At 50.8% G+C, this 24,956-nt stretch carries 18 protein-coding genes; 15 read left to right on the forward strand and 3 right to left on the reverse strand.

What is annotated here, in order from left to right:
- Positions 1-147 precede the first annotated feature (147 nt).
- The 4 genes from VIS48_15280 (at position 148) to VIS48_15295 (ending at position 7,979) form a co-directional block, all read left to right on the forward strand.
- Complete coding sequence (locus tag VIS48_15280) at positions 148-2,667, forward strand: DUF3160 domain-containing protein (GenBank protein HEY9167514.1); 2,520 nt, start codon at positions 148-150, stop codon at positions 2,665-2,667.
- Positions 2,668-2,759: 92 nt separating this feature from the next.
- Positions 2,760-4,793, forward strand: a complete 2,034-nt coding sequence (locus tag VIS48_15285; protein HEY9167515.1) for a T9SS type A sorting domain-containing protein — start codon at positions 2,760-2,762, stop codon at positions 4,791-4,793.
- 69 nt (positions 4,794-4,862) lie between these two features.
- A complete protein-coding gene (locus VIS48_15290) occupies positions 4,863-6,428 on the forward strand; it encodes a T9SS type A sorting domain-containing protein (protein ID HEY9167516.1) in 1,566 nt (521 codons plus the stop codon).
- An 81-nt stretch (positions 6,429-6,509) separates the two neighbouring features.
- Positions 6,510-7,979 carry a T9SS type A sorting domain-containing protein gene (locus VIS48_15295; protein HEY9167517.1) on the forward strand — a complete coding sequence of 490 codons (1,470 nt, stop codon included), beginning with the start codon at positions 6,510-6,512 and terminating at the stop codon, positions 7,977-7,979.
- A gap of 104 nt (positions 7,980-8,083) precedes the next feature.
- On the opposite strand, the gene VIS48_15300 is transcribed toward VIS48_15295, so the two are convergent.
- Positions 8,084-8,707: an FMN-binding negative transcriptional regulator gene (locus VIS48_15300; GenBank protein ID HEY9167518.1), complete on the reverse strand. Its 624-nt coding sequence runs from the start codon at positions 8,705-8,707 to the stop codon at positions 8,084-8,086.
- A 129-nt stretch (positions 8,708-8,836) separates the two neighbouring features.
- Positions 8,837-9,685, reverse strand: a complete 849-nt coding sequence (locus tag VIS48_15305; protein ID HEY9167519.1) for a methylated-DNA--[protein]-cysteine S-methyltransferase — start codon at positions 9,683-9,685, stop codon at positions 8,837-8,839.
- 212 nt (positions 9,686-9,897) lie between these two features.
- Between VIS48_15305 and VIS48_15310 the strand changes: the two genes are divergently transcribed.
- The 10 genes from VIS48_15310 (at position 9,898) to VIS48_15355 (ending at position 23,063) form a co-directional block, all read left to right on the forward strand.
- Complete coding sequence (locus tag VIS48_15310) at positions 9,898-11,226, forward strand: radical SAM protein (GenBank protein HEY9167520.1); 1,329 nt, start codon at positions 9,898-9,900, stop codon at positions 11,224-11,226.
- Between the two features lie 400 nt (positions 11,227-11,626).
- On the forward strand, positions 11,627-12,454 hold the full coding sequence (locus tag VIS48_15315; GenBank protein HEY9167521.1) for a proline dehydrogenase family protein: 828 nt from the start codon (positions 11,627-11,629) through the stop codon (positions 12,452-12,454).
- Between the two features lie 80 nt (positions 12,455-12,534).
- On the forward strand, positions 12,535-13,416 hold the full coding sequence (locus VIS48_15320; protein HEY9167522.1) for a dihydrodipicolinate synthase family protein: 882 nt from the start codon (positions 12,535-12,537) through the stop codon (positions 13,414-13,416).
- A gap of 175 nt (positions 13,417-13,591) precedes the next feature.
- Positions 13,592-14,710 carry an alanine--glyoxylate aminotransferase family protein gene (locus tag VIS48_15325; protein ID HEY9167523.1) on the forward strand — a complete coding sequence of 373 codons (1,119 nt, stop codon included), beginning with the start codon at positions 13,592-13,594 and terminating at the stop codon, positions 14,708-14,710.
- A 138-nt stretch (positions 14,711-14,848) separates the two neighbouring features.
- A complete protein-coding gene (pruA, locus tag VIS48_15330; protein ID HEY9167524.1) occupies positions 14,849-16,483 on the forward strand; it encodes an L-glutamate gamma-semialdehyde dehydrogenase in 1,635 nt (544 codons plus the stop codon).
- 182 nt (positions 16,484-16,665) lie between these two features.
- The gene (locus tag VIS48_15335; protein ID HEY9167525.1) at positions 16,666-17,265 is read left to right on the forward strand and encodes a porin family protein; all 600 of its coding nucleotides are present in this window, start codon (positions 16,666-16,668) and stop codon (positions 17,263-17,265) included.
- Positions 17,266-17,298: 33 nt separating this feature from the next.
- On the forward strand, positions 17,299-18,345 hold the full coding sequence (locus tag VIS48_15340; GenBank protein HEY9167526.1) for a hypothetical protein: 1,047 nt from the start codon (positions 17,299-17,301) through the stop codon (positions 18,343-18,345).
- Positions 18,346-18,403: 58 nt separating this feature from the next.
- The gene (locus VIS48_15345) at positions 18,404-18,655 is read left to right on the forward strand and encodes a pyrimidine dimer DNA glycosylase/endonuclease V (GenBank protein ID HEY9167527.1); all 252 of its coding nucleotides are present in this window, start codon (positions 18,404-18,406) and stop codon (positions 18,653-18,655) included.
- A 100-nt stretch (positions 18,656-18,755) separates the two neighbouring features.
- Positions 18,756-20,561, forward strand: coding sequence for a hypothetical protein (locus VIS48_15350; GenBank protein HEY9167528.1), 1,806 nt, complete (start codon positions 18,756-18,758; stop codon positions 20,559-20,561).
- Between the two features lie 294 nt (positions 20,562-20,855).
- A complete protein-coding gene (locus tag VIS48_15355; protein HEY9167529.1) occupies positions 20,856-23,063 on the forward strand; it encodes a M3 family metallopeptidase in 2,208 nt (735 codons plus the stop codon).
- Between the two features lie 67 nt (positions 23,064-23,130).
- Here VIS48_15355 and VIS48_15360 read toward each other — a convergent pair whose 3' ends face one another.
- Positions 23,131-23,466, reverse strand: a complete 336-nt coding sequence (locus VIS48_15360; protein ID HEY9167530.1) for a hypothetical protein — start codon at positions 23,464-23,466, stop codon at positions 23,131-23,133.
- Between the two features lie 306 nt (positions 23,467-23,772).
- Here VIS48_15360 and VIS48_15365 point away from each other — a divergent pair, with 306 nt between their 5' ends.
- Positions 23,773-24,804: a CapA family protein gene (locus VIS48_15365; GenBank protein HEY9167531.1), complete on the forward strand. Its 1,032-nt coding sequence runs from the start codon at positions 23,773-23,775 to the stop codon at positions 24,802-24,804.
- The last annotated feature ends 152 nt before the right edge of the window (positions 24,805-24,956 follow it).

Raw genomic sequence — 24,956 nt, forward strand, 5'->3', positions numbered from 1 at the left:
TACCGGACTTACCATAACCTCACCTCCCGTTTACGAGGCAGCAGTTCCAAATCTTGACGAAATGACTCATCGTGTTTCGGTTGGGATTTTTAGATATATGGGTTATATGATTTAATTTTTACTGAAATCTAGTCGGGAGGGTGTGTGATGAAATTGATACTTACGGGATTTGTGATTATTCTCGTCGGGCTGTTCGTCGAGGTTGGATATGCTCAGGACTTCAATCTCAGTGCATATGAATCGTTCCTCAGCTCTCACCAGAATCTCACTTCTTCTCAACTTGGCTCGATGTACTCAGCGGGAGCGTTCAGGTCGAAAACCGCACTCGATGTGTCCTCTGCGGCTTACCTCGACAGCATTTACCTGAAGTACTCACTCACGGACTTTGAGAAATCGCTGCTGCAGAAAAACGGCTTCATTGTCACCGAGCGTTTAGCACCCAATTCATTTGGTGACGCATTTCTCGATGTCTATACCAAAGATCTGCCGGTATTTGTGTCGACAGACGCGATCCTTCATACGATTCACATGTCGTACGACGCGATCCTGATGAGGACCGAACAATCGACGCTGATTTACAAACTGGACACGCTTCTCGCTCAACTTCAAAGCGCGCTCCCTGCGCTCGCGTCAAAATACTCGGCTTATCCCGGGATGAATCAAGAGCTTAACGACGTCGATGTCTATCTTACGGTCCCACGCGTGCTCCTGGGAAGCACCACGGGGCCGCAATTCAGCGAGAACTCGGGAGTTGTCGACACGCTTCTCGGCTTCATCCAGGCCGAACTGCCCGTATCGTATCCAATTTTCTCTTCGACAGCGCGAAACATAGACTTCAGCCAATTCACTCCCCGAGGTCATTACACAAGGACGCCGCAACTGACGCAGTACTTCCAGGCGATGATGTGGCTTGGGAGAATTGAAATATACCTGATCCCACCCGTATCGGAGGATCTCACGCCGACTATGGCCGACATGCAACGTCAGATAATCGACGCGGTACTCATAAAGGAGCTCGCCGATACGAGCAATTCGATTCCATTGCTGAACGAGATCGACAGCATCATAAAATTTTTCGTCGGCGAATCAGATAATGTGACTTTGTCAAACGTCTCATCGCTCTGCGGGGATATAGGTCTCGACGACGCATATGATCTGCTCGACACGCTTCGCGTTAAAGAATTTCAGGACACGCTGCTGGCCCAACCGTTTGCATTCCAGAGAATTTTGTCGCAGATACTCATGTCGAGTCCGATGGATCCCAACAAAGTGAGACCGGCGTCCGCTTTTCTTTTGCTGGGGCAACGATTCGTGATCGACTCTTACGTGATGGGGAATGTCGTGTGGGACAAAGTCGCATCAATGAGAATGCTTCCATCTTCGCTCGACGTTATGTTCGCCGAAGGGAATGATGCAGCTGCACAGCTTCTCCAGCCCGAGCTCGATTTGTACGGATATTCTTCGAATCTCGCCGCGCTCAGGTATCTCATCGATTCGTATGGACCTGATTTCTGGTCGCTGTCAATGTACAACGCCTGGTCGGAAACCATCCGCGCTCTTAATCCTCCGGCGAGTAGAGATTCACTTCCCGGTTTCATGCGGACCGCAGCATGGTGGCAGGAGAAGCTGAATACACAACTGGCTTCATGGGCGCAGTTGAGACATGACAATCTCCTTTACGCAAAGCAGTCTTATACACCTGGGGTCACGTGTTCCTACCCGCAGAGCTATGTAGAGCCGTTTCCTGAATTCTACGATGCCGTCGCGGAGTATGCGGACATCGCCGAGAAGGAATTTGAAAAGCCGCCTCTCGAGGATGCTTGGACTGCATCCTATTTCACCAACCTGAAGGCGATTGCCGATACGCTCGGCGATATTTCGAGAAAAGAGCTTGCTGACATTCCGCTCACAGCAGCCGAAACGGATTTTCTGAAGAACATGATGTTCACTGTTCATTCGGGTGAATGCGGAGCTTCTCCGTTTGATGGCTGGTACCCGCGGCTGTTCTACAGCTGGACTTCCGGCATCGACAGGAATTCTCCTGTGGAGCGTAACCTCGTCGTTGCAGATGTTCATACCGCACCCACCGACTCAGCAGGCAATCCGATCGGCTGGGTGCTCCATGTCGGTACCGGTCCGGTAAACATGGCTGTCGTTGTTGCTACAGGTGAAGAAGGCAATCCGACTGCATTCGTGGGACCCGTGATGAGCTATTATGAAGATCTCGAAACTGATTTCAAGAGACTGACGGATGAGGAGTGGCAATCGGCATATGATGTTTCGCCGGCGATGAGGCCGTCATTTGTGAACATTTACCTGGCGGACTCGACCGGCTCCTCGCGCGGCGCGGGGCCGTCGCTGATAACGGCTGTCAATGAAGGTCCACAGAGCGGACTGATCCCGTCACGTTTTGCGCTAAGTCAGAATTATCCGAACCCATTTAATCCGACAACGGTAATCCGTTACCAGTTGTCAGGTGCCGGTCATGTGAGCCTGAAAGTGTACGACATATTGGGCAGAGAAGTCGCAACACTCGTTGACGGTTACAAGAACGCAGGATACTACGAGACACAGTTCGACGGGAGTCGGTTTTCGAGCGGTGTATATTTTGTGAGAATAAATGCGGGACCGTTCTCTGCTACACAGAAGATCGTGTTGGTGAAATAGAGTTGGGATCCCGGGAGTGGACACTTCATGTTCGCTGCATACCCGGGATCGTCTGAATCATTCACAGCTAAATCTTGCGTGAGGGTTGTATCATGGTCAGGTCAATTCGTTTCAAGCTGGTTCTCTTTTTCCTTCTCGTTGCGCCGGGTCTCTTGTTCGGTCAGTGGACAGAGACAAGAGGACCGGAAGGCAGCTACGTTTTGTGTTTTGCTCAAATGGGTTCGAACGTTTATGCCGGCACTGACGGAGGCGGTGTTTATGTTTCTACAAACGCCGGCGAGAGCTGGACTCAATCCAACGCAGGTCTGAAAGATCTCGCAATTACCGCATTGGCGGTCAATGGCGCAAGACTGTTTGCAGCAGTTCAAACAACGCGGGGCGGGAGCAACGTGTATGTTTCCACCGACGAAGGGACAAGCTGGACTCCTGCGATCGACAACGGTTTGCCGAATGATTCCGGTGTCTTTTTTGCAATCGATTGTTTCGCAGTTGCTCCGAATGGAACGGGAGGTACTAATCTTTATCTCGGTACTGCAGGCTACGGTATTTATGTCTCGAATGATAATGGTGCAAACTGGACTCCAGACACCGTGGGTCTTCTCAATCCGTATGTCCACGAGATATTGGTCAACGATACAAGTCTTTACGCGGGGACAAATGCGGGTGTCTGTGGATCCACAATCAATGGCACATCATGGAAGTGGCTCGCACCAGCCGACATATACTACATTGATGTTGCATCTATTGTCATTTGCGATTCCAGTCTCTTCGTGTCCGGCTCTACTGCAGGTGTCGATGGTCATGGAATATTCCGGTCAACCGATAATGGCACAAGTTGGACGCACGTTTTCGCCCCCGCTATATTGGGCTACATAGGTCCGATGGCAGTAACGGATACGGAACTTTTTGCCGGGACAACCCTTGGAGTCGTTTACCATTCCGCGGACAACGGAGCTACGTGGAGTGAATCCAGCTTGCCAGGAATGAATTTGTCGGTCCAGACAATGGCCTCGGTGGGTACAAAACTTTATGCGGGAACATATGGAGGCGGTGTCTTTGTATCGACGGATCATGGAACAAGCTGGACGAGCATGAGCGTCGGAATGAAGAATTCCAAAGTGAATGCTGTTGCGGTAAAGGACTCTAACATCTATGCAGGCACGATGGCGGTCGGAATTTTCCGTTCGACTGACGGGGGCAATACCTGGATCCAGGTAAATACAGGATTGACAAATTATCCGGGGCTTGCCGGACTGAACGTTGTTGGTCTGGCGGTTAATGACTCGAGTCTTTTCGCGGGCGTCGAGCCGGGAGGCGTCTTCAAATCGACCGACGACGGCGATAGCTGGTCACAAGTTGGAATCCAGGTGCCAGGTCTCTTCGGTACATTCGCATTGACGGCAAAGGATACAATACTCTTTGCCGGCACATTGGGTCCGGGAATCTTCAGATCCACCGATGGTGGCACAACATGGAATCTTTCCAACACGGGACTCTCCAATACCGGAGTAAGCGCGCTCGTAGCTTCGGACTCAAATCTATTTGCCGGGACGTACGGCGGCGGAGTCTTCAGGTCCACGAATGACGGCGATAATTGGACCGGCGCAGGATTGACGGACCATTATGTTGCCGCGCTGGCTTTGAATGGAACATGGCTCTATGCGAGGACGTATGATGCGGGCCTCTTCGTCTCCACAGACTTCGGAGCGAACTGGACGGAATTTGATTCAAGCTCAACAAGCGAAAGCATCATCTCCCTCGCTGCTGATCGGTCGAATCTCTACGCCGGCTCGAGCGTCGGCGTGATCTATAGACCTGTGTCCGGAATTACATACGTAGTTCCTCCGCCTGCTCATTTGCCTGTGGAGTTCAGACTTCTTCAGAACTATCCGAACCCGTTTAATCCGTCGACAGTTATCAGCTATCAGCTACCAGCAGTCAGCCGTGTAACGCTGAAGGTGTTCGACATACTTGGCAGGGAAATCGCAACACTTGTTGACGCGCGCGAAAACGCCGGGTACCATGAAGTGAGATTCGACGGGAGCAGGTTGTCGAGCGGAGTGTATTTCTATCGGATGACAGCAGGGAACTATGTTTCGACGAGAAAGTTGTTGCTCATAAAATGAATTGGATTCTTGTTCAGGGTGACGGGATGAGGCTTGCTTCGGATTAACTGACACGGTTAGGAGGAAGTCTTGAAAAAGTCGATACGTTTGATGGTAATATTTCTACTGACTGCCGCGGTATGCTATTCACAAGATGTCCCGGAAAATTTTCTGTCCGGCGGCAGAAAAAGTGAAACGTCTCGTATTCAACACTTGAATCCACTTCTTTATCCAAATTCCGACAAGGAATTTCTTCTAGTCTGGGACGAGTATCAAAATGATAGCCTGACATATCATGCCCAGCTGTTTGATTCACTTGGCAATCCCATTGGGCAGAACTTCCCGATCTTCTCAAGTACACTGATCGCGTTTGCCCCGGATAGTTCTTTTTTCGTTGAACAATATAAATCCGTCGACATCGGGGGCCCATATTTCGAGATCGATTTTATTGGTTATCTGTGCAAGCTTGATGGGACATGGTCGCTGTCTTTCTTTGACCGCGGTGGCCCGATGACGGGCTCAGACTGTGTTGGGATCTATTGTGCGGAAGGTGGATACGACTTGCTCGGCTCAGCAGATGGCTACATCAACTTATCGGGTGATGGAGGACGACTTTCATTTTCCGCAAGCGATTGGAGTGGTAATGTCCTCTGGGGTTGGAATCCGGGACAGTACCCGGATGTTTACGTCACCAACTATTCCGCCACATTTGGTTCGGAAGGTGGTTTCGCGGCCGCCTGGCTCAACGCCGAACTTCATGGTCCTTCTGACACTCTGAAGTACAATGTCATGGGATCCTTCTTCGACAAGAACGGTGACACCCTTGCGACAAACGTCGTGTTAAGTCCGGAAACCGGGACAAGCCTTGATCCGGAGTATTGGAGAAGAGAGAAAATCCGGAACATCCCTCTCATGGATTCCCTCTACGAAATATTTGATTATGATGCCGACTCGTTTGTTCTTACCTATTGGAAGGTTGATCACTTTGGGCATCTCGTCGGAGGGATGAATGAAGTGGAGGCTTATCATGACACGAGCGCCACCAACGGATTTGATCGGCGTGCCGGGAACTTTGCATTGACACCGATTCTAAAAGGCAGATTTTCCGCGGTGATAACCTCCTACGACCCCAGCATCGATTCTCCACGGAACTACAATTCGGTTCTAAACTTCGATGGAAAGGGTGACCAGATCGGAGTGATGTTGGAGGATACGACCATCAATTTCCGACAACAGAAATCTTTGTTTGCGACTCCAGACTCGCTTCTTTTGATCCCGGCCGTCAAAGACAGTGACATATATTTGAACGCTTATCAGGCTCTCGCACTTAAGTGGAGCAAAAAGGTGAACGATGATCTAGTGAGAGTCACGGACATCGGCGCGTCACCTCCAACCAGTTTCATGTTGTACCAGAGCTATCCCAATCCTTTCAATCCGGCGACAGTCATCAGTTATCAGCTACCAGCAGTCAGTCGTGTAGCGCTGAAGGTGTTCGACATACTCGGCAGGGAAATCGCAACACTTGTTGACGCGCGCGAAAACGCCGGGTACCATGAAGTGAAATTCGACGGGAGCAGACTCGCAAGCGGAGTGTACTTCGTGAGATTAACCGCCGGAACATTCTCGGCGACGAGAAAAGTTCTCTTGATGAAATAATGCCATGCAGATATTGCTGAGAGATCATTTCATTGTGATAGGACTTTCGCCAGGTGTTTGCCTTAAAGAGGAAGACGAATCATGAGAATCCTCTGGAGTTCTACTGGAATCGCCGTGGTCGTTCTGTTGCTTTCAACGCAAACGGCGGTTTCACACCCCGAGATCGCTGATTCGTCCTACTTCCCGTTGAGCATAGGTGAGCAATGGTCATATTCCGGCACGTCCGGTTTGATACAATTGATTAGCGATACGGCAAGAGTGAATGGCTATCTCTTTTACGGGAGAGCTTTAAAAGGGTACCCACCATCGGAGTGGTTCAGGATCTCAAATGACAGTTTGTTCGTGATCCGATCGCTGAACGATACAAATGAGGTTTTGCTGTACCGCTTTGGCGCCGAGGTGGGGGACACGATCTGGTTGCCATCTGCTTATGACTGCACTTATGGCGAAATGGTTATTCTTGCCGGTAAAGATGATACGGTCTCCACTCCGTCCGGGACATATTTCCATTGCTACCACTACAAGTATGTGTCGTTTTGCGCCGATGCCGGAATGCTGGATTCCTGGCTTGCAGAAGGGATTGGTACGGTAAAATTCAAACAAGAGAGCTTTGTCGGTCTACAAACCTTCAGTCTGGATTCAATCGGGATAGCTACACCGCCATCCTCACAGGATCTTCTGCAGTACTACCCTTTGCAGACAGGCGATTACTGGGAATATAAAGTGGACTCTCATGATGAGTGTGGATTTCCGGTGCTGTGTGAAGATACATCCGCTTATTCAGTCGAGGCACTCGGTGACACGGTTCTTCCCAATCGAATTCATTATGAGGTCCTGTTATTTAGATCATTCTATCCTATAAAAGACACCTCATATTTATTCGAGAGAGTCGATTCATCGAGTGGATGCGTGTTTCAATATGACACCGGCTCAACAAGTAAGGAGTACCAGGTCGACAGTCTGTTTGCCGCCCCCGGTGATACGTTTCTCACCGTTCCAAAGGCTTTGAGCTACGGGCCACGCCCGTTCAAAGGAGCTTGCAGCTATATAGCTGAGGCAACAATCCTTGGCACACAAACGCAGGCTGAATATTTCGAAGAGTATCCTCCCGTCATTGATGCGGAAGGGGAGTACCTATACACTCTCGCCGGGGGATTCGGACTCTATTACTTCTACGACTCCTGGTTCGACGGTTATAGCAATACAAGATTGGTCTATGCGAAGATAAACGGTATCGAATACGGTACAAAGATTCTGCTTGGCATCGCGGACCGTCGTCCTCCCCCAGTTGTTTTCAGTTTATCTCAGAATTATCCCAACCCGTTTAACCCGGCGACAGTCATCAGCTATCAGCTTCCAGTAGTCAGTCGTGTAACGCTGAAGGTGTTCGACATACGCGGCAGGGAAATCGCGACACTGGTGGATGGTCGTGAAAGTGCCGGTTATCATGAAGTGAAATTCGACGGGAGCAGACTCCCAAGCGGAGTGTACTTCGTGAGATTGACCGCCGGATCATTCTCGGCGACTAGAAAAATAATGCTGATGAAATGAAAATCGGTTGTGTGGTTATGGGGTGAGCTAAGCTGCATCCAGGAGGAGCGGGCCGGCCCGATGAGGCATGCGAGTACTTCGACGGGGGAACGAGCCGGCCTTTTTTAATCGATTCTCCTCATCGCTGACATTTTTTTCGCAATCATCTTGGCGTTGTATTCATCAAGCCGCTCCAGCTCCCGGATGATGTTCGCGTAATCCGTATCGTCCCGGTTCTGACTCATCTTGAAACTCGCTTCTACTTTATCAATCTTAATTTCTATTCCTACTATCCCCCCGATCTGCTTTTCTATTTCCTTCTCGAGAACTTCAGGAGTGATCGGGTGCGAAGAAATGTGCTCATGGTAGTTGGTCATCTTCCTTAATAGCTCCTTCAATCTTTCCTCGCCGACAATCCTCGCTTTTCCGAATACATGCACGCTCATGTAGTTCCATGTCGGTACGTTTGGCTTGCTGTACCATGACGACGAGATATAGTGCTGAATCGGCGAAAGGAAAACTGCCAACACATCCGGTTGCGTCTCAAACAATTTCCATTGCGGATTTTCCTTTGCGACGTGTCCGGTCAGGGTTGTCCTCCCTGACTCGTCCGAATCCAATTCAAGGGGCACGTGGGTCGCGATTGGAAAGTCGTTTCCCCGACTCACCACCGTTGCGAGTGGATTGTTGCGTATATGCCGCTCAATTTCGGGCCAGTCTTTCATCTCGAACATTGTAGGAATGTACATTGTACAGTCTTTCTCTAATTAATTTTTCGACGCATCAACTAGAGAATAAGAAGAAGTTATCGGGATTACAATTGTGAGAGACTATTATCCAGACGAAATCCTTCGGAGAAGTCTGCGGGAAATACCAAATTAATTTTCTCCGTACGTTCTCGCTGCTTCCCATCCGACTATGGCGAGTTTCCGCTCGTCTCCCCAGTGGTAGTTGCCGATCACTCCGGTCGACCTGATCACGCGATGACATGGGATCAAATATGCGACGGGATTGCTCCCGATCGCGGTGCCGACTGCCCGCGAAGCGTCCGGGTACCCGATCGATTCTGCTACCTGGGAGTACGAACTCAGCTGGCCGAACGGGATCTTCAGAAGTGCCTCCCAAACCTTCAACTGGAAGGGCGTAGCCTTCAGGTGAAGCTTTATCCCACGGATATCCGACCAATCCGACTGGAAGATTCGAAGCGCGTCGTGATGAAACGGATTCTCCTTCTGTTCCAGCCTCGCGTTCGCATATTTTTCCCGGAGCGACCTGATAGATCGGGCTCTATTGTTGGCGAACGCGATATGACACACACCCTTGCCGGTTGAAGCGATTAGGATTTCGCCGAACTGCGTCTCGTAGAATCCATATTGGATATCAAGATTCGCCCCCTTGTTTTTGAATTCACCAGGAGTCATCCTCTCGATATTTACGAAGAGATCGTGAAGTCGTCCGGTTCCCGACAGACCGACATCGAAGCTCGCTTCCGCCAGAGATGCGTTCAACTTCAAGAGATCCTTGGCGTGTTCCACGCTTATGTATTCGAGAAATTTCTTCGGACTCACGCCCGCCCATTTCTTGAAAAGCCTTTGAAAATGGTAGGGGCTCAGGTGAATTTCACTCGCCACACGATCCAGGTCGGGTTGTTCCCGGAAATGACTGTATATAAATGAAATCGCTTCCGCGATTCGTTGATAGTCTGTTTTGTTAGTTGCCGTTGTCATTGGTTTCTCCTGACACAATTTATCGAGGAGACGAATTGAGTTAAACCCGATTCTTGCTGAAATCCGGCGAGAACAAGGACGCGCGGATAATTGGAGGCGCCGCCAACCGCAAAGGTTTTACATCATCCTGACTCTTTATTGACAACACTCTCAAAGCACACGCTGATATTCAAGCGCAAAGTCTTGTGAGTAGGACGAGCGAGGAGAACGGGATGGAACAGAAGATCAGGTTTCTATTGATTAACCCCACTGCTCCGGAGTGGCGCGTCGGCGACGGGAAAGGTCCACGGCACTCCACAAGGTCATTCAGGTTTTCGATGCTGTCCAGTCTGTACGTGGCAGCGGCTATGCCCTCTTATGTGGAATCCAGAATCGTCGATGAAGATACCGAGCCAATCGACTTCAATACCGACGCCGATCTCATCGGAGTTTCGTTCATGACTTTCAACGCGCCAAGGGCTTACGAGATTGGCGACAGGTTTCGAGCGATTGGGAAGAAGGTAATTTTCGGAGGGTACCATCCCACTTTCTTGCCTGAAGAAGCGATAAGGCATTCTGATGCAGTGTGTGTGGGCGAGGCGGAAGCGAACGTCCCGCGTATGATCCAGGATTTCGTCCACGGGGAGCTTAAAGGTATTTACAGAAACGGACCTGTCGACCTGAAAGGACTTCCGATTCCCGACAGGACTCTCACGCGCAAGAACTTCTATATACCGGCGGACACAGTCCAGGCAACGCGCGGGTGTCCCAACATGTGCACGTTTTGTTCGATCACTTCTTTTTTCAAACATCAGCTCCGGGTGAGACCCGTCGATGAAGTGATAGAGGAACTGCGCGGACTTGGACGCTACATCATGTTCATGGACGACAGCATCGCGGCCGACCGGGACTACGCGGGCAAACTCTTCAGCAAAATGATACCTCTTCGAAAGCGCTGGTTCAGCCAGTGTACGATCGGCATCGCAGACGACGAAGAACTCCTCCGACTTGCAAGTGAGAGCGGATGCAAAGGTCTCTTCGTCGGCCTCGAGTCTTTATCGCAGGATGGTCTAAAGAAACTCGGAAAGAATTTCAACCGGGCATCAGACTACCGGCGCTCGATATCCTTACTTCACGATGCGGGAATCGCAGTATACACGGGAATTGTCCTCGGAAACGACTCCGATAGGCCGGACGTCTTCAGATATACTATTGAATTCCTCCTCGAGACGAATGTCGATGCGCTCCAGGCTACTATTCTGACTCCTTTTCCTGGTACACCCGTTTACGATCAGCTGAACAGGGAAGGGAGAATCACATGTACGGATTGGAGCATGTACGATTTCAATAACGTTGTGTTCGAGCCGAAGAACATGAGCGCGGATACGCTAAAGCGGGGCCATGATTGGGTGCTGTCTCAATTTTACTCCAGGCGCGCGATCACCGCCCGGCTGTCTCGGGAATTCGCCTACTTGAACATTCCTGTCATGGCACACGGCACGATACCTCTAAATCTTGGATACAGGACACGGCTCCGGAAAGTTGGGGTACTCAATGACTGAATAATCAGCCGAAAATTATTCAGCGGCATATCGCCATATCCGACTCCCATTAGTATTTCCACAGTCCATTTAGTTGGTTGAAAAAACCATCTAAACAGCAGAAGAGATCCGAACTAAATAAATCGTGGACTCCAGTTCCACTCGAAAATTTCAAGTCCCTTCATTAGATTGATACAGGTTTCTACGTTAAACTTTTTCCATTGTCCAACTAAGAAAACTTTTCATGATTGGAATGATGTCAGCTTACTATTGCTCGCATTTACCCCCGCCGATCCCGGGAGTGAAGGGATAAAGCAGGTTGGGGATTTCTCGTAATATTCTCCTTTGGGCGTCCGAGAATCCGTTTCTCGTCGATCACGTTCCCAGGTTCCGATTCGTGCGGAAGGCGCTGAGGAGATTCATGCCTGGAGAGGAACTCGATGACGCGATCGGAGCATCGAAGGAATTTCAGAAGGAAGGAATTCCTACGGTCTTTACCTATTTGGGCGAGAGTATTAAAGATCTGGGCGAGGCAGCAACGGTGAGGGATCATTATATAAGCGTTCTCGAGAGGATCTCGTCGGAAAAGCTCGAGATAGAAATCTCCGTCAAGTTGACCCAGCTCGGATTGGATTTGTCGGGCGAGACCGCTCTGGAAAACTTCAAGTTAATTGCGGAACGGGCCCGCCGGCTCGGAAATGTGGTGTGGATCGATATGGAGCGGAGCAATTACGTCGATGCGACGCTCGATCTTTACCGGAAAGCGAGAAAGGATTTCGCGAATACGGGTGTTTGTCTACAAGCATACCTCAGACGTACCCGGAGCGATGTTGAAAAATTACTCCAGATTTCTCCGTCGATACGTCTGGTCAAGGGCGCGTATAATGAGCCGAAGGAAATAGTGTTTCCCAGTAAGCACGATGTGGATGAGAATTATTTCGAGCTGTCTAAAATGCTTCTCCGCGGAATAAGAGAGAACGGGGCGAGAGCGGCTTTCGGAACACACGACATACAATTGCACGAGAGGATCATCAAGTCGTCAGCGGAGTTCGGAATTCCAAACGAGAAACTTGAATTCCAGATGCTCTATGGGATCAAGACCAACGACCAGAAGAGGCTCGCGAGAGAAGGTTATCATATACGCGTGCTCATCAGTTACGGTAAGGCGTGGTACAAATGGTACGTGCGGCGTCTCGCAGAACGGCCGGCAAACATCGGTTTCGTCCTGAGGAATCTGTTCGGGGGATGAAGTGCAGATGAGAAACGAGAAATGAGAAATGAAAAGTGAAAAGTGGACAGGCAAATAGTATTAAGGTGAGGGTGAGCTAGATGATTAATGGAATATTTCCGCCGATCGCGACTCCGTTTGAACGTGGAGAAGTGGCATTCGACAGATTAGCTCAAAATATGAATCGGTGGAACACGACGGGTCTGGCCGGATACGTCGTGATGGGCTCCAATGGCGAGAGCGCGTTCCTCACGCGTGAGGAGAAATTGAAGCTTGTCGATGCGGTGAAACAAAATCTTCCTTCCGGAAAATTGCTTATCGCGGGAACCGGATCGGACTCTATAAGGGAGACAATTTCGCTGTCTAATGATGCTGCCGGTCTCGGAGCCGATTATGCGCTCGTGCTGACTCCGTCATTCTATAAAGGAGAGATGAACGGTGCGGCGTTTGTGAGATATTTCTCGGAAGTTGCGGACTCGATAAAGATACCTCTGATTATTTACAATGTTCCGAAATTTACGGGAGTTAGCATTGAGGCAGATGCGGTGTCGAAACTTTCGCGGCATGGAAATATTGCCGGACTGAAGAACAGCTCCGAGAATACCGCTCACACGGCCGAGTTGGTCGCGTGTGCGCCCGGGGACTTTTCGGTTCTTGTGGGAACGGCTTCGGTTCTGTATCCCGGCCTCATCGCAGGTGCGACAGGCGGTATCCTCGCGCTCGCGAATATTGTGCCCGCGGAGTGTGTCGAGCTGAAGAGTCTTTTTGACTCGGGCAAACACTCGGCGGCCGCAGCGCTCCAAGCGAAACTCATCCCGGTCAACAGGGCGGTAACATCTAAGTACGGTGTTCCGGGACTTAAGGCGGCGATGGACATGCTCGGCTACTTCGGCGGCGATCCCCGCAGCCCGCTCGCCCCGCTCGGCGAGAAGGAACGTGCAGAACTAAAGCTGATTCTAAAAGGCGCAGGATTACTGGATTGATGCGGCGGTTGAACCGGGATCGTACGGAACATTTTCCGGAATTTCGAATTCCAAAACCTCTACCCATCTCGAGTCTGGAGACTGTGGACTGCGGGCAAGCGTTTTGTATTTCGAGTTTATGATTTGTCTAGAATTTAGAAATTGGACCTTCGTATTTTGACACTGAGGAGAAGCGATAATCATGAAAACCTTTCATCCTCCCGATAGAATCTTAATGGGGCCGGGACCGTCGAACGTCCACCCCAGAGTTCTCGAAGCTATGTCCCGTCCCACGATCGGCCATCTCGATCCGGCATTCATCGGGTTGATGGATGAAATCAAATCCCTTTTGAGAGACACGTTCATTACAAAGAACGAGGTGACATTCCCCGTGTCCGGACCGGGATCCGTCGGGATGGAAGCGTGTGTGGTCAACATGGTCGAACCCGGAATGAAGGTCGCAGTTTGCGTGAACGGTGCGTTCGGGGGACGACTCAGAGAGATGATCGAGCGCAGCGGGGGATTACCCGTCGTAGTCGATGCTCCCTGGGGTGAACCGGTCGATCCCAATAAACTGGAAGACGCTCTCCGCGCTGACAGGGACGTAAAGGTGGTCGCGTTCGTTCACGCAGAGACTTCGACCGGCGCCCGGTCGGACATTCAAAAACTCTCGGAGATCGCGCACGAACACGGCTGCCTCACGATCGCCGACACAGTGACGTCGCTCGGTGGAATTCCCGTGAAAGTCGACGAATGGAAGCTCGACGCTGTTTATTCCGGGAGCCAGAAATGTCTTTCGTGTCCTCCCGGACTTTCGCCTGTGACGTTCAGTGAGCGGGCGGTGAACGCGATAAAGAATCGAAAAACGAAAGTGAGGAGCTGGTTCATGGACGTAAGCCTCGTCCTTAGTTACTGGAGCGGGGCGAAGCGGACGTACCATCATACGGCACCAATCAATGCGCTCTACGGTCTCCATGAAGCGCTTCTTATCGTTCACGAAGAGGGACTTGAAAATGCCTGGGCAAGACACAGGAAAAATTCCGATTTGTTCCGGGCGGGACTTGAACAGATCGCATTGAAGACATTCGTGAACGGTGAAGCCAGCTTGCCCGAGCTCGTTACCGTCTGCGTCCCCGATGGAGTCGACGAAGCAGCGGTCAGGGAACGCCTACTGAACCGCCATAACATTGAGATCGGTGCCGGACTCGGCCAGCTTGCCGGAAAGATCTGGAGGATTGGACTGATGGGATACACTTCGAATGAGAAGAACGTTAAATTAAGTCTGGAAGCTCTGAAAGAGGAGATTGGAAAGTAATTCAAAAGTCAGATGTCAAAATTCAAAACTGAATTCGAAAACCCCCAATGCAGGCCGTCTAATTTTTGACTTTTGTGTTTTCATATCTGACTTCGATCTGAAGTTCTTACCCATAATCTAGCAAGGAGACGAATCACATTGTCAAACGCAAAATTTGAAATACCGTTGCCGCCGAACGAACCCGTGAAAAATTATCTTCCGGGTTCACAGGAGCGAGCGTCTCTGAAAGCAAAACTCGAGGAGATGCAAAATAAGCAGATCGAGATACCGCTGATCATAGGAGGAGAAGAGATAAAGACAGGCAAAATCGGAAAGTGCGTACTTCCGCACGACCATAAAACTGTAATTGCTACCTACCACCAGGCCGGTGAAAAGGAAGTAAACATGGCGATCGATGCGGCCCTTGCGGCGCGGAAAGCATGGGCTGGCCTCGATTGGGAAGAGAGACTGTCCATTTTCATGAAAGCTGCAGCTCTGCTGTCGGGTCCATGGCGCGATACACTGAATGCCGCGACGATGCTGGGACAGAGCAAAAACGTTTTCCAGGCCGAGATCGATTCGGCGGCGGAGCTGACGGATTTCTTCAGGTTCAATGCATACTACGCGATGCAGATCTTTGAGCAGCAGCCGCCGCATTCGCCGGTGGATGTCAGGAACAAAATGGAATACCGCCCGCTCGAGGGATTTGTCTTTGCCGTTTCTCCTTTTAACTTCACGTCGATAGCGGGTAACCTCCCGACCGCACCCGCGATGGTTGGCAATGTCGTTCTCGCGAAACCCGCCTCCAGCGCGGTCTATTCGGCGTACTATATAACGAAACTCCTCCAGGAAGCGGGCGTGCCGCCGGGAGTCATCAATTTTGTGCCAGGATCGGGTGGATCTGTCGGAAAACCTGCGATGCTGTCTCCGTATCTGGCCGGAATTCATTTTACCGGTAGCACTTCGGTGTTCCAGGATATGTGGAAGACGGTCGGCGAAAATATTTCGAAATACAAATGGTACCCGAGAATTGTTGGCGAGACCGGCGGCAAGGACTTTATTTTCGCCCACAAGAGTGCCGACATTCAGGAGCTCGGAGTCGGGATAATCCGCGGCGCGTTCGAATACCAGGGGCAGAAATGTTCGGCCGCGTCGAGGTCATACATCCCTCGATCGCTCTGGGCAAATCTAAAAGATTATATGATCAGCGAATTGAAGACGGTGAAGATGGGTGACGTACGTGATTTCTCGAACTTCATGAACGCGGTCATCGATAAAGGGGCGTTCTCGACAATCACCGGCTATATCGATTTCGCGAAGAAATCCTCCGAGGCTGAAATAGTATGCGGCGGGAATTACGACGACTCTAAGGGATTTTTCATCGAGCCGACGATTATCCTTGCCAGGAACCCGCACTTCAAAACTATGGAAGAGGAAATCTTTGGACCCGTCATGACGGTTTGTGTCTATGATGATGACAAGTACGAAGAGACGCTTCATCTTTGCGACGAGACGTCTCCATATGCTTTGACGGGAGCGATATTTGCGCATGACAGGTATGCGGTTGCTACCGCGAACCGGATACTGGTGAATGCCTCCGGAAACTTCTATATAAATGACAAGCCGACGGGCGCTGTCGTAGGACAACAGCCGTTCGGAGGCGCGAGAGCAAGCGGGACGAACGACAAGGCAGGAAGTTTCCTGAACATGGTCCGCTGGCTTTCGCCGCGGAGCACGAAAGAGAATCTTGTTCCCCCGAAGAATTATCGCTATCCGTTCATGGGTGAAAAATAGGGGGAATTTCTTCAGTTAGACAGACAAGGGCCTCCGCTCTGGCGTTTTAGTTCAAGCCGAGATAACTTACGCTGAACTGTGGCTTGCGATCCTTCATCCTCTTGCATCGGAGTGCGGGTTGGGGATCAAGCCTATCGATGGACTCGAAACGCATTAACAAAAACAAGACAGGAGGTACCGTTATGCGTAGATCCATGATTCTACTCGCCGTCATTTTCCTTGTGGGAGCCTCGAGCGTTCAATCCCAGACGCTGCGGGTTGGCGCGCAGGGACAGAAAGCGCTCCTCTTCAACTTTGTCGGCCTGAATGCACTTAACCTCGGAGCCTACTCGACTTACGTGAACCAATCTGCCGGCATCGGGGCGAAGTACTTTCTTTCTGATGGAGTCGCAGTCCGCGGATTGCTCCTCTTCGGAATCAACAATCACACTACGAGCACGACACCAGAAGTTTCCGACAATAAATTTTCATTTGGAATCGGTGGAGCGCTGGAGTACCACCTTCCGATTTCATCAAGCGTGAGTCCGTATGTCGGAGGCGGATTGCAGTTTATGACTAGTACAGAGACAACCAACCCCGCCTCCTTTAAGACGACACAGAGCATGTTTGGTGTCGGAGCGCTGATGGGAGTGGAGTACTTTTTTAACCAGAGTATCAGCCTCGGTGCAGAGTACCAATTCGGTCTGACAACCGGAAGCGCAACAGCGACTGGTGCGGCGGATCAAAGCCAGCTCACTGTCGGCTTCCAGACGGCGGGTCTCACGATGGCGGTCTATTTCTGATATGTCCGCGCAATGCCGTTGAAATATTTCGTCATGAAAAGGGCGGCATGGTTGTCGCCCTTTTTCTTAGCGGCTTTCTGCGCAACCATTGCTGTCAACATTTCGCACGCGCAGGGACAATGGCGATCTCAGACAAGCGCCTCTTCTGACACGCTCCTGAACGTCAAAGCTGTGAACGCTGCGGTGGCATGGGCGGCAGGATCAGGCGGATGTGTGCTTCGTACCGTCGACGGAGGGATCAACTGGAGAAAGTGCGGCACGCCGCTCGCGGACTTCGACAACGTCTGCATCGAACCGCTTGACTCGACTGTAGCATGGGTTGTCTCGATTGATGCCGCCTCAGGAACGGATTTCAGGATTTTCAAAACTGATGACGGCAGCAATAGTTGGAAACAGGTTTTCAAAACCGATCACACATTCGGCGACGCGGTCAGGTTTTTCGACAAGAGTCATGGAATCGCGCTCGGCGATCCTTCTCCCGCAAACTATTTTAGTGTTTACACAACGTCCGACGGCGGTGACTCCTGGCATCGTGTCAGACGGGAAAATATCGTCGCGGCCGACACCGCGCAGGGCGAATTCGGAGTTACTGCATGCATGTCCGTTTTCGGCACAGATGCCTGGTTCGCAACAGCATCCCAGTCGAAAGATTTTTGTCCGCGGGTTTTTCACTCCACAGACTTCGGCAAAAGCTGGCGCGCTTCGGATCCAATCAAAGGACTTAACGGGATAGCCGTGTCGCTTGAATTCACCGATGCTCTTCACGGTGTTGTAGTCGACAACCTGGGAGGCAGGTGGGCCTCCACTACGGACGGTGGTAAGTCTTGGTCAGTGCACGACATCGGCAGATTATTGTGGCTCCGAGATATCAGGCGTGTTCCCGGATCTTCAACTCTGATGATCGCCGGCGGTGAGGCGGATTCAGGATACGTCTTCGAAAGTTCGTCGGGAGATACGGCGTGGCATTCTGTACCGCTTCCGCCGGGCACGAAGAGGATCCGTTCGATTTCATTCGGCTCCCCGGATGTAGGTTGGGCTGTCGGCGGAATCGGAGAAATTCTGAGATGGACCATCTATTGACGCCAAATGTTCTCTGGAGTTGAAGGTCGGTTCGCCGATTCTGAAATGATAATCCATAGTGGATCAAAAGAAATTCTTGCTGGGGATTCATTTGAGTCTATGGAACATACTTCTTGAATGCCTTGATGCGATGGGTCTCGTGGCACTCTGGAGAGAGGCATTGCCCGACAGGAAACTCCTGGAGCGGCGGACAAAGGGCTACAAACATCATCCGCAACTTTCTCGATTCCGATCTCAGGCTTCTCCTGCGGCATCAATAGATTATTTCCTTCGCGCGCCCCACAGATCATCCTCTGGACTTTTCCTGTAAAAGATTCTTCATATATTTGGATTGAACTCAGGGGCCAACTCTTCGCCTGTTTTCTTTATCAGGATAGCGAAATATTTTGATTCAATTCGAGGAGGATGTTATGAAAAGAGTAGTCTTCTTTCTCGGCATCACTTTGTTCCTCACCGGTACCGTTTCCGCCCAGTATTACGCCGAGAGATCGCTCGAGAAATCGTTCGAACAGAACGACATGTTCTTCCAGCCGAGTTACATCAGCCCGTACGGAATCGGATCGTTTGAACTCGCAACGCCAGGCCTCATCGACGACCCAATTCTGAATCTGCAGGTGAACCCGGCGTGGTTCAACTCAGACACCTCGGGAACCAACCATCTTTATCTGGATTTCCGGTCGTACCAGCAAACAGCAAATCTCTACCAGCCGGTGTACCCTGTGTACAATGGACCGATCGCGATGTCTCAGGCAATCGTGTTTCCTTTTTATTTCGTCAACTCCCGTCCCATAATCGCCCCGATTCTTTCGGCAGCGTTCATGACAAAACCGCTTCCATCGAGTGTGCCCGGACTTTTTTTCGGAGTTACATACCAGGCGATAATGCAGGATTCGAAATACTATTCGGTTCCGTTCGACATCTACCAGCCCGACCTTGGGTATGACTACAACGGCAGAATGATAGCGAACAGCGCGAACGTGCCCATCACAACCATCTCATCGGGCCAGGACAACATGCACCACAGCGGAAATCTGTTCACGGTTTATGGCGGCTACCAGGTTACTCCAGATCTCAAGCTCGGACTGAAACTCGGGAGAGTACTTTTTTCTGAGGACGGCTCTTACGGCGATAATAACTACTGGGACAACTACACTTCTGGTTCGGGATCTTCTCTTTACTACAACATGGAGGGGAGAAACCAGGATTACAATCACTGGGACCTTTCAGGCGGTATCCGGTATGCCCTCACATCCCAATCTACTCTGGGAGTCACGGGCGGATACCTATGGGGAACCGCGACACAGAACTACTCGAGCCGCGATTCGTCTTACTATACGTTCAGCCCGAACAATAATCTTTCTCTTTCTTCGGGAACAACCGCCGAGAACTGGAACCACGACGGCAAAACGATCTATGGTGGAATCGACCTGACATCACGGCTTAACGTCCACCAGCTTATAACACTGCTGTACCAGTATAACAGGGAAAACGTCGATCTCACGTTACGCTCTACAGTAGTCGATACTTCTTACTACACTTATTCGTACTCCTACGATACGAACTACACTTCCAGCCTGTCGCATTCCTACTTTCTTGAGCACAGCGGCGGCGGCGGGACGAACATTCAAACGAGCCACAGATTTCTCGCTTCTCTGAAATGGAACCTCAGCGACGCTTCGGAACTGACGATCGGCGGGATACTCTATATAATGAGCCAGTCGATCAACACGAACGAACCAACTGTGGCGAACGGGCATTCTTATTACAACACTACCGGGAATGTTTACAATTATCTTTATTTCGATTCCACATCCCAAAACAAAAATACCCAATGGACTTTTACCGTCGACCGGTGGTCGATCGACATCCCGGTGATATTCAATTACCGGTTCTCGGACAAAGTGTCACTGCTCCTTGGACTCGACAAACAAATATCCGAATGGAAAATAACCGACCAGACGCTCGTCATCTACAATCAGAATTATGATAACAACAGCTACAGCGGAGTGACCAACAAGTCGAACTACGGCGAGCTTTACATTTCTCCCGAGCAGGACATAAGCGATGTGACCACGACATTTCTCGCGGGGCTCACCGTGTCGCCGGCGAAAGAATTCGATGTGCGGCTTCTCCTGTCGCCCAACGTTCGGGCGTCAATCAACGGCGTGTCCGTCACCAACTTCCAGTGGTGGCTCGGCGTGAACCTTTATCCGTGAAAGCTTGGTGCGTGCCTTGCGAAACGTCCTATGTAGCGATAAAGGGTTAGGTGGTTTTGACTGACTTGCGCGAGGATACCTTCGCAAGGTAACCGCGCTGCCGGAATCTTGCCGCTTCTTGGGTTGCATCCGCTCAAGAGAGATCCGGCGTACATCGATTCGACTTTTCTCGTTGAAACTCAAGCTTCCGAAGAGTAGTTTGATTCTCGGTTGCGTCCAAGCTGATGTGACCTGATAATATTTTTCGGAGCGGGCGCATTGCTCTTGTGCCCGAACTTCATCGGAGGAATTAACATGAGGAAAATTTCCTTTGTACTTATACTTCTGTCCGCTTCGGCTGCGGTCTCAATTCTGTCAGGGGCTATCAACATTGATTCCGTTTCACATCAACAAACTGGGATATCCGTGAAACCTCAGACTACACTAACGATTGACGATACCTCAGCCGCGGTATTTGCGAGCAGCAATCCATTCGCCGGACCGAGTCCACTTCAATACCAGGCGCCGCCTTTTGACCGGGTCCACGACTCCGATTACAAGCCTGCGATCGAGGAAGGGATGCGGAGGCAGCTTTCAGAGATCGACAAGATTGCCACCGATCCGTCACCCGCGACAGTTGACAATACGATCGTCGCCATGGAGAAATCAGGCGATCTTCTCACGCGTGTTACGAAAGTATTCTTCGCGATGACTCAGGCGAATACCGACGACGCACTGCAGAGCATCGAGTCCGAGGAAGCCCCGAAACTCGCCGCTCATTCAGATGCAATATATCTCAATGACAATTTGTTCCGGCGCGTAAAATTGATATACGACAGTAGGGAGAAGCTCGGTCTCGACGCTGTCCAAAAATTCCTGGTAAGGCGCTACTACCTGGACTTTGTGCGGTCGGGCGCGCTTCTTTCGGAACCCGATAAACAAAAACTCCGCGCGTTGAACCAGGAAGAATCGAAACTCGTCACCGATTTCCAGAATAAGCTTCTGGCCGGGACGAAAGCCGGCGGCCTCGTCATCGATGATAAGAAGGAGCTCGATGGTATGAGCGATGCCGAAATTGCTGCAGCGGCGCAAGCTGCGCACGACCGGGGTCTCGACGGAAAGTGGGTTGTCCCTCTTCAAAATACCACGCAGCAGCCTGCCCAGGTTTCGCTCAGCGACCGGAATGTGCGCGAGAGATTGTTCGAATCGTCGACGATGCGCACGGAGCGCGGCGATAGCAATGACACGCGCACGATTATAACCCGCCTCACAGAAATTCGTGCCGAACGGGCAAAACTTTTAGGTTATCCGAACTTCGCCGCATATTCGCTCGAAGATCAGATGGCGAAGACTCCCGCTGCGGCCATCAGGCTTCTTACAGACCTCGTGCCCGCTTCGATGGCGAAAGCACGAAACGAAGCTGCGAAGATGCAAGCGCTGGTAGATCGCGAGAGTGGCGGGTTCAAACTCCAGCCCTGGGACTGGCAGTATTATGCCGAGAAAGTCAGAAAGGCCGACTACGACCTGGATGAGTCACAGATCAAGCCGTACTTCGAGCTGAACCGTGTCCTTCAGGACGGAGTTTTCTATGCCGCGAACAAATTGTACGGACTGACGTTCAGGGAGAGGAAGGACATTCCTGTATATCAGCCTGACGTCAAAGTGTTCGAAGTGTTCGACGCCAACGGGAAATCGATAGCGCTCTGGTACTGCGACTACTTCAAGCGCGATAACAAGAGCGGAGGCGCGTGGGAAGATACGTTCGTTGACGGGTCAGGACTTCTTCACGCGAAACCTGTGGTCTTCAACGTGGCAAACTTCACGAAACCCGCCCAGGGTCAGCCGGCGCTTCTCACTTTCGATGATGTTACCACGATGTTCCACGAATTCGGACACGCGCTTCATGCAATGCTCACAAATGTCGAGTACCCGCGACTAGCCGGTACCAACGTTCCGCGGGATTTTGTAGAATTTCCGTCGCAGTTCAACGAGCACTGGGCGCTTTACCCGGCGGTCCTCGCACACTACGCGAAGCAATACAAAACGGGAGAGCCGATGCCGAAAGAACTTGTCGGTAAGATCAGGAAGGCGCGAACGTTTAACCAGGGCTTCGCCACCACCGAATATCTTGAAGCGTCTCTACTCGATATGGCGTGGCACACAATTCCACAGGGGGCGCAGGTTGCAAACGTAGACTCGTTTGAGACTCATGCCCTTGAACAGTACGGCGTTTACATGCCACTCGTGCCACCGCGGTACCGCTCAACATATTTCGCCCATATTTGGAGCAACGGATATGCAGCAGGTTATTACTCGTACCTGTGGAGCGAAGTACTCGACGATGACGCCTTCGCATGGTTCACTGAACATGGAGGCCTGACCCGGGCGAACGGCGAACGTTTCAGAAAAATGATTTTGTCGCGCGGAGGATCTGAAGACGTCGGCGCGCTCTATCGAGCTTTTCGCGGGCGCGACCCGAATGTAAAAGCGCTCCTCGAGGATCGGGGATTGACTGAAAAATGATTTCCGCACGAGAGGAAACCTCGTTTCGGGATGAATCAAATAAGTTCTTAATCCGGAACACGTTACATTAGGGCAGGGCGCTTCCTGGAAAACCCCGGCATGTGTAAAGTTCGTATGTGAAAAGTCCTGCCTTGACTGCCGGATCGCCGTCCATGATTCGCCTTACTTCCTCGACCGGTCTGTCAAATATTCCAATTCCACTTACGTCGCTCCCGTCCGCAACGGGGCAGACAATCGGGAGTATCCCTTCCGCAAGAAGGGAAAAATTCCTCCGCCCGTGTTCCCAAACGATCTTATCCACCCCCGCCTCGTTCCTTTTAGGAGTCGATTTGAGGATACACAGGCAGTATGTCCGGGTAAGCGACAACCTCTTCTTCATGTACTCGTCGGTGATTTCAACCATGTCCTGATTCCCCGTGTTGTTTAAGTTTTCGCACTAGTGCGATTTTGAACCGTGACGTTTGAAATATACAACTAAAATTCCGAGACAACATTTTTCGAAAGACGTCATGGACTTTTTCCCGGAAGTCCTGCGGCAGCTTATCATATCGATGTGATATTGCTGCGCTCATATTTGATTTTAAACCTGCTGGTAATTACACTTTCCGGACCAACGGGCTGATATTTACGGGATGAATCATATCATATTCGGAATTCTTCGCGTGACGGTCCATCTATTAGTTTTCGATTGAACAAATGCGAGATTAGTTTGACTTCAAAGACTATCCTCTTTACAATTGTCTTCTCATCCGTTTTTCTATTTTCGTGCCATAAAACCGAGAATGTCCCGCTGAAATCCGAAATAAGCGTCTGCTTCACGGGTGACGTGATGCTGGCACGGGGCGTAAAGAACAGAGTCAGGAAGAACGGAAAGGAATTTCTTTTCGAAAAAATCCAACCGGTCCTGGATAGGTTCAACTATAGGTTCATAAATCTGGAGTGCCCGATAACGCCTCTCGCCCATCTGCCTGATAAGCCTTACTCGTTCAGGGCCGACAGCAATTTCGTCGGCATCCTCTGCACGGCGCGCATAACTCACGCGACGCTGGCGAACAACCACATCAACGATCAGACTACTGAAGGTGCTCAAGACACCCACGATATTCTTCAGGAAAACGGTATCGTTCCGATCGGGCTCAAGAGAAAGGATGCGACCTACTGCAATCCGGCGGAGATCAACGTCGGCAGAAGGATGCTCGCGATTTTTGCGGCACTCGGAATAGACATGAAATCGTCGAACATCTGGTATTCGGGCGACTCGGTATTCGTAAACGGTATCAAACAGTACAGAGAGAAAAATCCTTCGGCGTTCATAGTCTGTTATGTGCACTGGGGGACGGAGTATCTCAAATTCCCATCCCACGATCAGGTGCAATCGGCCAGGACATTGATCGACGCGGGTGCCGACATCATCATCGGACACCACCCGCACGTGATCGAGTCGATAGATTGTTATAAAGGGAAACTGATTTTGTACAGTCTTGGTAACCTGATTTTCGATCAGCATGACGCGGAGACCATGAAGGGGATCATGGCGGGCCTCTCTTTTCGTGACACAACTGTCGAAGCGGAAATAATTCCGTACGGCATAAAAGACTTTCGTCCCGTTCCTATAACCGCGGGAGAGCGGGCTCCGTTCAAAGAAGCGCTTCTATCGATCTCAAGGAATATTTCTTTGGACGAAAAGATAGACGGGTGGAGTGTGGGAAAAAGGCCATCACTGATTAGCGCTAAGAACTGACTTGCCCGAATGCTTGCGGCCTGTGTCCGCAACGGACTAATATTCCGATGTGAAATTCCCGAAGAACTGGCTCAGTGAACATATCGTGAGTACGGATAAAAACCATGGTCCGTTCCTGAACTCGAAGGGAGTTTCCTAACCGGTTTATGATC

The organism is Candidatus Kryptoniota bacterium, from assembly GCA_036567965.1.
Taxonomy (GTDB): domain Bacteria; phylum Bacteroidota; class Ignavibacteria; order Kryptoniales; family JAKASW01; genus JAKASW01.